Source organism: Litoribrevibacter albus (assembly GCF_030159995.1).
In the GTDB taxonomy this organism is placed as follows: Bacteria; Pseudomonadota; Gammaproteobacteria; order Pseudomonadales; family Litoribrevibacteraceae; genus Litoribrevibacter; species Litoribrevibacter albus.
Window position 1 is genome coordinate 526,255 of sequence record NZ_BSNM01000015.1, and the last position, 9,194, is coordinate 535,448.

Here is a 9,194-nt window from a genome sequence, read left to right on the forward strand (position 1 = left end):
AAACGCTCACAGGAACACACGTAAGTAGATTTTGAAAACTCGGTGTTGATTTAACGCAGAGGAATTTCAGTTGACTACTATACTGTATTTACAAGTCAATCAAGTATGGTAGTGTTGATTAGTTCACACGGAACAGTGAACGGTTAAGAACAATAATAAAAGGAATTTCTCATGGATCAGTTGACCGATCTAAAGGCCATTCTTCATTCCCATCGTGCCAATCTTTATTATCTGGAACACTGCCGGGTAATGCAGAAAGATGGTCGTGTTTTGTATCTCACAGAAGCGACTAAGCAAAACCTCTATTACAACATTCCCATTGCCAATACCACGGTCATTCTACTTGGCACCGGAACCTCAATCACTCAAGCTGCGATGCGGATGCTGGCGCAAGCGGGCGTATTGGTCGGCTTTTGTGGTGGCGGCGGAACACCGCTACTTATGGCGACAGAAATTGAGTGGATGACACCGCAAAGTGAGTATCGACCCACTCAGTACCTGCAAGGCTGGTTAAGCTTTTGGTTCGATGAAAAAGAGCGTTTTGCGGCAGGGGTACACATTCAACAGGCCCGAATTGAATACTTACAAATGGTGTGGAGTAAAGATCGTGACCTGAAAAACGAAGGTTTCTGTCTAGAGGATTCCGATCTCCAAAGCGCCTTGATTCGTTATCAAGATCGTCTAAGGGCTGCCACGAAACATGCTGACCTCCTACTAACAGAAGCCGAACTTACCAAGTCACTTTATAAATACATCGTTAATGCCATCGACTTTGGTGATTTCAAACGTCAGCGTGAAAGCACCGACAAAGCCAACGTTTTCTTGAATCATGGGAATTACTTAGCTTACGGCTTGGCTGCAACCACACTTTGGGTATTGGGTATTCCTCATGGTTTTGCGGTAATGCACGGGAAGACCCGGCGCGGTGCCTTGGTCTTCGATATTGCCGATCTGATCAAAGACGCCATCGTTCTCCCTTGGGCTTTTATCTGTGCCAAAGAAAACGCCACAGAGCAAGAATTCCGTCAGCAATGCTTATTGGCATTTACTCAACACAAATCCCTCGAATACATGTTTGATCAAGTTAAGGAGCTGGCCTTGCGCGGGGAGCCTGAAGAGGAGCCAATACAAGGAATAGGCCTATGATGGTTATCTTTGTCTCCCAATGCGAAAAGAACGCACTCAAGAAAACCCGCAGAGTATTAGATGCCTTTGCAGATCGCATAGGGGATAACACTTGGCAAACCGTGATTACTCAAGAAGGTTTGGAGGCGGTTAAGAAGTTATTGAGAAAAACGGCCAGTAAAAGTACCGCAGTCAGTTGCCATTGGGTTCGTTCACGTTCGAGAAGTGATTTGCTGTGGGTGGTGGGCAAGAGGGACAAATTTGATGAGGTAGGTCGAGTCCCTGTAAACACAACCGACAAAGAAGTTCATCTTGTAGAAAACCAATGGCATACCTTGGAAGCTATTCGGTTACTTAGTTCAATTGCTGCGTTATTTCATGACTTTGGAAAGGCAAATAAGTTATTCCAGAAGAAGATCGACTCCACTCAAAAAACGCCAGTGTCTGAACCTTATCGCCATGAGTGGGTTTCATTGAGAATGTTTGAAGCCTTTGTGATGTCGTCTAAGAAAGGCGACAGCTTGAATGATCAATGTTGGTTAGAAAAGCTAAGTCTTATTCAGCCATCGGATGAAAAAGGTTTATGGGGTGAGTTGGTTCAGGATACGCCAGAGGAAGCACAGCCAAGCCCATTTAAGACATTACCTCCACTGGCTCAAACGGTTGCATGGTTAATTCTGACACATCATAAATTGCCAAGCCCTGAACATTCTAAGAAAGATCAAAAGGAAGATAGAGTGGGTGAGTCTTCCGTTCCTTTTAAACATACAGACTTTCATCTGACCAAGTATTTGACTCCGACTTGGAACTCGCCTCAAAGTAAGAAAGATGGGTGGAAGAAACCGGACTTTAAGCAAGTGTGGGATGTAAACAATCGCTCTCCCATCAAAAGCTTAAATTGGTGTGTGCAGGCTAGAAAGGTTTCCGATAGGGCGTTGCGTTATTTGAGCTTTACTGCTGATGCTAATTATCTGAATGACAAGTTTACTTTGCATTTGTCTCGCTTATCGTTGATGTTGGCTGATCACCATTATTCTTCGCAGGATGCTAACCCTGATGATCAGGATAAGAATTACTCAATCTATGCCAACACGGATAGAGACACTGGGGTGTTTAAACAAAAGTTAGATGAACATCTGATTGGTGTTCAGAGAAACTCGCTCAAATTTGTTAATGCCTTGCCAGACTTAAAAGTAAGCTTGCCTTCGCTGAATAAGGTACGTGCCTTAGAAGAGCGAAGTAAGGCAAAACCATTTAAGTGGCAGAACAAAGCATCTGACTTAGCAGTATCGTTAGCTGAAGAGTCTGAAGAAAACGGTTTCTTTGGTGTAAATATGGCTTCTACTGGCAAGGGGAAAACGCTTGCTAATGCCAAAATTATGTATGGTCTATCATCCCGTAAGGCAGGCTGCCGTTTTAGTATTGCTTTGGGCTTAAGAGCCTTAACGCTACAGACAGGTGAAGCACTAAAATCTCGGCTTAGAGTGACTGATGAAGAGCTTGCTGTATTGATCGGCTCACAAGCGGTTAAGCAACTGTACGATGATAACCAGGCTGGCTATTGTGAAGACAAAGCCGTTGATACGGGGTCAGAATCCGAAGCAGACATTCTTCAAATTAACCAAAATGTGATTTATAACGGCTACCAATCTGATGGCCCGCTAGAGCCTTGGTTAGCTAATCGCCCTAAATTACAGAAATTACTTAACGCGCCAATTTTGGTTAGCACCATAGATCATTTAATGCCTGCGACTGAAGCTCAGCGCGGGGGTAAGCAGATTGCCCCGATGTTGCGCTTACTGACGTCTGATCTGATTCTGGATGAGCCAGATGATTTTGATGTTGACGACACTTGGGCATTAACCCGCATGGTGAACTGGGCTGGGATGTTAGGTGCCCGAGTGTTGTTGTCTTCCGCTACTTTGCCGCCTGATACTGTTCATGCCTTGTTTGATAGTTACAGAGAAGGACGTCAGCACTTTAATCAAGCAAGGGGTAAACAAACGGATCAAGTTTGTTGTGCGTGGTTTGATGAGTTGCAAAGCACAAGCTCAAACGTTTCATCGTCAGAAACGTTCAAGTCTTGTCATCAAGAGTTTATCGATGACCGTGTTCAAGAGTTATTAAAAGCGGAAGTGACCCAGCGATCCAAATTGGTCAATGTTCCGATTACTACCACTGAACCCAGTGACGTTATTCAGTCAATGGGGAATACGGTTTTAGACTGTATTTATCAGTTGCACGATATCCATAAGGAAAGCAATAACGAGGGTACGAAAAGCCTTAGTTTGGGATTGGTGCGAATGGCGAATATTAACCCCTTGGTGGCATTAGCAAAGTTCATCGCTCAGCAACCAATCAAGAAAGGGTATCAGCTTCATTTATGTGTTTATCATGGGCAACAACCATTGATTGTCCGTTCTTCAATGGAACATGTATTAGATCGAGTTTTTGATCGTCATAACCCAGAGGCGTTGTGGGAACATCCTGAGATTCGGCAGGCTTTGAACGATTCAGGTGCTCAACACCATGTTTTTGTTGTGCTAGGTACGAGCGTGATGGAAGTAGGGCGGGACTGGGATGCCTCCTGGGGAATTGCAGAACCCAGCTCCATGCGCTCGATCATTCAGTTTGCTGGCCGCATAAATCGTCATCGACGTCTTTCAGTGAACGAAGCCAATCTCGTTCTTTTAAATACCAATTACCGAGCGCTGAACAAACCTGGTGGCGTTGCATTTTGTCGGCCAGGGTTTGAGAAAGAAACATTAAAACTGAGTAGTCACGACCTGAATACAATTTTACTTCCTGAGCACTACGAAACGATACGCTCAATTCCTCGGATCAATAAAAACGAAGAACTGGATGTTCACAATCGCTTAGTGGATTTAGAGCATCAGCGTCTGTATGACGCTCTTTTAAATCGGCAAGACCTTAGTGCTTGTGTTTGGTGGGAGAAGCCCTGTCATCATACCTATTTGTTACAGGACCAAACCCGGTTCCGTGCCTCTATGCCATCAATAGATTATTTTCTTAACTTGGGCGACGAGGATGGTCAGCCTGTTTTTCATGCATGGCATACCAGCGGTGAGCATAAGCCGTCGGGGGCGCTTTTTGATATGGCATTTGATTTGGAAGAAGGGAGGGCTTTATCTAGCGTGTCTTTCTGGGCAACAAGCAGTTATTCAGCCTTGATAGAGCAGCGCATAGGTACGGAAACTCAAGACAAAGACCGCTTAATAAATTGCATGACCTTTGGTGCGATTAATTTGCGAAATTTAAAAGATACGAAGCAATGGCAGTATTCAGAGGGATATGGAGTGCACCAGAGCCTTTAAAGAAAGGCTCTGGTGTCTATGCTACCTACGCGGCAGTAAAGAGTAGCATACGCTACATGCTAAATATTTCTAAGCTGCCTGTGTGGCAGTTTTCAGGAAAGTATGTGATGAGAGAATCAAAATCAACTAAAAATTATCTGGATTTTTATTTAACCTATTTAGCATGAAGTATATGTAGTGTTGATAGAGGATTCGGTTGGTTGTATTATAACCAAAAACGCGATTGGGTACTTTGGGTCATGGAAAAGAAAAGATCTGATGTTTTAGGTGTGAAAGTTAGCCTTGAGGCAGGCGAAAAGAGCTGGGCAGTTGCAGTTCAAGTGGTTGGGGGCAGTACAGTTATTGGGCTTCTAATTATGCTCAAGCAATTTGGTGTGTGGTAATCATAGAAGATATTTGAAATAAATAATGAGGTGAGAATGGAAGCTCAAGGGCTAACCGAAAAGATACTCGACTATATCCAAAGTCGGGCCAACGATAAGTTGGAAAAGCTGGAGAAGGACATTAGTAAACTTCAGGGTTCAGATAATGCTGATCAAAGCAAGTTGGAAGCATTAGAAGATAAACTGAGGGATGAGAAAGAAAAATTCAAACCCGTAAACTGGCTAACGGATGCAGCTAATCGTGCGGGGCAAATTCAGTTTGTTACACATGCCATTAAGTTCTTACATAGTGATGCGAAGGGCAGTAATGTGTATTTGGCTGAAGACTATAGACACACCCGTGAAGGCTATGTGTCAACTGCGTCAATCAAGACCCCAGCCCTCGATATAGTGGGGAATGCCGCAGCGTTAGATGTAGGCAAACTGCTTATGTTGGAGTGTGAAGGCAAAAAGTTGGTCGACTGTGTACTGGCAGATGACGTCACTCCATTCCTTTCCATCGCTGTCGATCAGACTCAGGCAGAGTCTTGGCTAGCTGGTTTCAAAAACGCCGTTGCGTCTAAAGAACTCAGTTCCCACAAGTTAGCGAAACAAGTCTATTGGCCTATTAATACAGGTGAATCAGATAGTGATCATTCACACCAATATCACTTACTTTCCCCTTTGTTTGCCAGTGCGTTTGCTCAAAAAGTATATGATGTGCGTCGTGAACTAAGAGAAGTTCAGTTCAGTAAAGATGAAGAACTTAAAGCAAAGGGGCATAGCCGATTTCCTCATCTTGCCGTGCAGACCTATGGCGGCACAAAGCCTCAAAATATCTCCCAATTAAACTCTCAGCGTTATGGCAAAAACTACTTGTTAGATAACCGACCGCCCGTTTGGACGGAAATCGAAAAGTTACCCTATAACACCGAATCCGTTTTTAAATCGGCTTTCCCACGCAGAGCCTACAAAAAAGCCAAAGCAGCACATCGTTTAAAAGCGTATTTGGAAAAAGTATTTAACGATCCTTCAACGTTTGATATTCGACAAGCGCGAAAAGCGGGTGTGGAAGAGATTGTTGATATTCTCTTGTTGTTTGCAGCGCACTTACATACTCAACCTGCCGGTTGGACTGAGCACCCTGAGTGTAAGCTTTCTCTGGATGAGCAACTTTGGTTAGACCCAGGTCGGGCTAAATACGATGAAAAATTTCGTCAAGATATGGAGGCTAAAAAGTGGCATGACCAAGTGGCTCATAAGTTTGCAACTTGGCTCAACAATGCATTGCGAAGTTCAACACTAAATCCAGGGGATGTGGAACATGCCCAATGGAAGGTATATGTCGCTCAGGAACTGCGGCTGACTGAACGTGCTAGGAAGGAGTATTTCTAATGGATGGATTTATCGCACTTCGTAATCTTCAGGTGGAAAATGCCAATGCTATCGCAGGTCAAACCTGGGGGTTTCCCGCGATCACTCATTTTCTGGGCTTCATGCATTCTCTAGAGCGAAAGTTATCTGAGCGCTCAGTCTTGGAAATTCCACTTCGTCTAAGTGGCTGTGCAGTGATATGTCATGATCTGTCGCCGCAGACGGCTCAAGCTGCTGCATATTCAGAACATGTATTTTCTTTAACCCGAAACCCTTTGACCAAAGAAGCCAAGACGCCTTCTTTTGTGGAAGAAGGGCGTGCTCATATGACGGTAAGCCTAATCATTGGTATAGATGAACTGCCGCCAATGGATGAGTCTGAGTTTAAAGCGCTAGAACAAGCTATTAAGAACATTGTTCTGACCCAGCGTTTGGCGGGCGGCACAATTAAACAACTTGCTGCAAGCCGTGTCGTTTCTCTTCATGAAAAACAGGAAAAACGGCAAGAGCAAGTGAACTTATGGTTGCGAACCTTTCTACCAGGCTATGTACTGGTCGCTCGCACTGATTTGTTGGTTGACCAACAACATCATTTTTCTGGGGATTCTGATCCTGCTTTTTCTACGTGGCTGGGTAACTCAAAGCTTCATTTCGATGGTGAAGGGCAACCCTTGCAGCGGCCGTATAAAGGTTGGATTAAGCCAATTCCTGTCGGTTACAAAGCCATATCACCTCTCTATCAAGCGGGAAGCGTTGCTCGCAGCCGTGATGAAGAAACACCGGTTCGATTTGTCGAATACGTCTATACCTTGGGTGAGTGGCTAAGCCCTCATCGCATTAACGATTTGACCGAGTTGCTTTGGTATTACAGCACAGCGCCTGAAGAAGGGTGGTACTTATGCCAGAACGACTATAAATCTCCAAATTCAAACTTAACTGAAATTGCCTAACGTTTAATAAAGGATTATGACCATGAGCAACTTAAAAACCGCTTCTGTACTAGCTTTCGAACGCAAACTTTCTAATTCAGATGCCTTAATGTTTTCAGGAAACTGGAATGACATTGATAATGAAGCCAATTGGCAAGGGATTTCGATTCAAGAAAAGTCAGTGAGAGGCACCATTTCTAATCGACAAAAAAACGCGATCATGACTGACCCTGCCAAGCTGGATCAGGAAGTTCAAAAACCGAACCTACAGAAAGTGGATAGTGCTGCTTTGCCATTCGAGCACGATACGTTGAAAGTGGAATTCACTTTGCGCGTATTGGGAAGTGTGCAACAACCATCAACCTGTAACAGCCAGGATTATCGTTTAGCCCTAGAGACAACCGTAAACAACTACATTGAACAGCAAGGCTTTTCAGAACTGGCTAAGCGGTATGCAACGAACTTAGCAAGTGGTCGTTTTTTATGGCGTAACCGTGTGGGAGCAGAGTCCATTCAAGTTCATATAAACGAAGCTGAGTCTGGTAATACCTGGAAGTTCAATGGGTACGATTTCAAACTCTCGACTTTTGATCAATCTTCTCCGGATTTGGACTCGGTTAGCAGCGTTATTGAAAAGGGGTTGTCTGGCAAGGATTTTTCTTTAGTTACTGTTAAAGCTTTTGTGAAGTTAGGGCAGGGGCAAGAAGTCTTTCCGTCTCAAGAGTTGGTGTTAGATAGTGGAACGGCAAAGGACAAAAAGAGTAAAACCTTATATCAAGTAAATGAAACGGCAGCGATGCACTCTCAGAAAATAGGCAATGCAATACGCACAATTGATACTTGGTTTCCTGAAGCTGAAAGTGTTGGTGCAATTTCTGTTGAGCCATTCGGTTCAGTTACAAGCCAAGGCAAAGCTTACAGACAGCCAAAGCAAAAGATGGATTTCTATACCTTATTGGATAACTGGGTATTGAAAGGACAAGAGCCAGCGCTTGATCAGCAACATTACGTGATTGCCAACCTGATTCGAGGTGGTGTGTATGGTGAGAAATCTGAATAGGTGACACCATGAAGTATTACATAGACATAACCCTTCTAGCGGACGCCGAAATCAGCCTTGGTTTCCTCTGGCAAAAGGTGTATCAACAGATACACCTAGCGTTGGTGGAGCATAAAGTAGGGGAAAACGAATCCGCTGTGGCGCTTTCCTTTCCTGGGTATGGAGCAAAACCCTTTCCGTTAGGCAATAAACTCCGTTTGTTAGCGTCTTCATCTGCACAGTTAGAACAACTCAATATTTCTGACTGGCTTACTCGATATACCGACTACGCGCATGTAACGTCCGTCAAAAATGTGCCAGAGAATATCGAGAACTATGTGAGCTTTCAGCGTAAACACGTAAAAGGTGAAGGGCGTCGAGCATCTTCTTTAATGAGTAAAGCGCAGCATCAATCAGAAAAGTTTGGGGTGGATTTTGAGGGATGTCTGGAAAAGCTTAAAGCCAATTCAGATAAGAAAGACTCCAAACTGCCGTTTATATGGCTTGAAAGCCAGCAAACAAAAAAGCGAAGCCCGGAAATGAGCAGTCGATTTCCTCTGTTTATTGAGAAGGTCGAAGCTAATCAACCAGTAACGGGAAAATTCAACTGCTATGGTCTGAGTTCCAAGCAGGATGAGTCACCTGCGACCGTTCCTTGGTTTTGAAATTCTCAGGTCTGAGAGCTTTCAATACACTTATGATAAACGCATCGAATTCGATGCGTTTATTGTTCGTAAAGGCATTAAAAACCTAAAATATTTAGCTCTTTAAAAAGTTAAGAAAAACAGTCGGTTACAAATTAGATAAAAAATTAGGTTATTTTCCGAAGTTCGTCTAGTTTACTGACTTAGCTAAAATTTTTTGAATAAAGCTATAGTTCACTGCCACACAGGCAGCTCAGAAAAACGTAAATAATGGGTGCTGGCTGGTCATCTAGTTCACTGCCACACAGGCAGCTCAGAAATTCAAGAACGCTTTTAATAGAAGCCAGCACTTGTTCACTGCCACACAGGCAGCTCAGAAAATAGAG

The 9,194-nt window shown here is 43.8% G+C and carries 7 protein-coding genes; all 7 read left to right on the forward strand.

The genetic code is table 11. The annotated features are described in order from the left end of the window. The first annotated feature begins 171 nt into the window (after positions 1-171). Positions 172-1,146, forward strand: coding sequence for a type I-F CRISPR-associated endonuclease Cas1f (cas1f, locus tag QQL66_RS14760; RefSeq protein ID WP_284382410.1), 975 nt, complete (start codon positions 172-174; stop codon positions 1,144-1,146). Continuing rightward, a complete protein-coding gene (cas3f, locus tag QQL66_RS14765) occupies positions 1,143-4,460 on the forward strand; it encodes a type I-F CRISPR-associated helicase Cas3f (RefSeq protein WP_284382413.1) in 3,318 nt (1,105 codons plus the stop codon). The genes cas1f and cas3f overlap by 4 nt, the downstream gene beginning before the upstream one ends. Positions 4,461-4,699: 239 nt before the next feature. Continuing rightward, positions 4,700-4,843 (forward strand): hypothetical protein, encoded by a 144-nt coding sequence (locus QQL66_RS14770; RefSeq protein ID WP_284382415.1) that lies wholly within the window; start codon positions 4,700-4,702, stop codon positions 4,841-4,843. A gap of 36 nt (positions 4,844-4,879) precedes the next feature. Next, positions 4,880-6,217 (forward strand): type I-F CRISPR-associated protein Csy1, encoded by a 1,338-nt coding sequence (gene csy1 / locus QQL66_RS14775; RefSeq protein ID WP_284382416.1) that lies wholly within the window; start codon positions 4,880-4,882, stop codon positions 6,215-6,217. Then, positions 6,217-7,146 carry a type I-F CRISPR-associated protein Csy2 gene (gene csy2 / locus QQL66_RS14780; protein ID WP_284382417.1) on the forward strand — a complete coding sequence of 310 codons (930 nt, stop codon included), beginning with the start codon at positions 6,217-6,219 and terminating at the stop codon, positions 7,144-7,146. Before csy1 ends, csy2 begins: the two co-directional genes overlap by 1 nt. A 22-nt stretch (positions 7,147-7,168) precedes the next feature. Next, positions 7,169-8,185, forward strand: coding sequence for a type I-F CRISPR-associated protein Csy3 (gene csy3, locus QQL66_RS14785; RefSeq protein ID WP_348524848.1), 1,017 nt, complete (start codon positions 7,169-7,171; stop codon positions 8,183-8,185). A gap of 8 nt (positions 8,186-8,193) precedes the next feature. After that, the gene (gene cas6f, locus QQL66_RS14790; RefSeq protein WP_284382420.1) at positions 8,194-8,829 is read left to right on the forward strand and encodes a type I-F CRISPR-associated endoribonuclease Cas6/Csy4; all 636 of its coding nucleotides are present in this window, start codon (positions 8,194-8,196) and stop codon (positions 8,827-8,829) included. The last annotated feature ends 365 nt before the right edge of the window (positions 8,830-9,194 follow it).

Coding starts and splice junctions, on each gene's coding strand:
- csy1 (WP_284382416.1), top strand. CDS start 4,880: ATGGAAGCTCAAGGGCTAACCGAAAAGATACTCGACTATATCCAAAGT.
- csy2 (WP_284382417.1), top strand. CDS start 6,217: ATGGATGGATTTATCGCACTTCGTAATCTTCAGGTGGAAAATGCCAAT.
- QQL66_RS14770 (WP_284382415.1), top strand. CDS start 4,700: ATGGAAAAGAAAAGATCTGATGTTTTAGGTGTGAAAGTTAGCCTTGAG.
- csy3 (WP_348524848.1), top strand. CDS start 7,169: ATGAGCAACTTAAAAACCGCTTCTGTACTAGCTTTCGAACGCAAACTT.
- cas1f (WP_284382410.1), top strand. CDS start 172: ATGGATCAGTTGACCGATCTAAAGGCCATTCTTCATTCCCATCGTGCC.
- cas6f (WP_284382420.1), top strand. CDS start 8,194: ATGAAGTATTACATAGACATAACCCTTCTAGCGGACGCCGAAATCAGC.
- cas3f (WP_284382413.1), top strand. CDS start 1,143: ATGATGGTTATCTTTGTCTCCCAATGCGAAAAGAACGCACTCAAGAAA.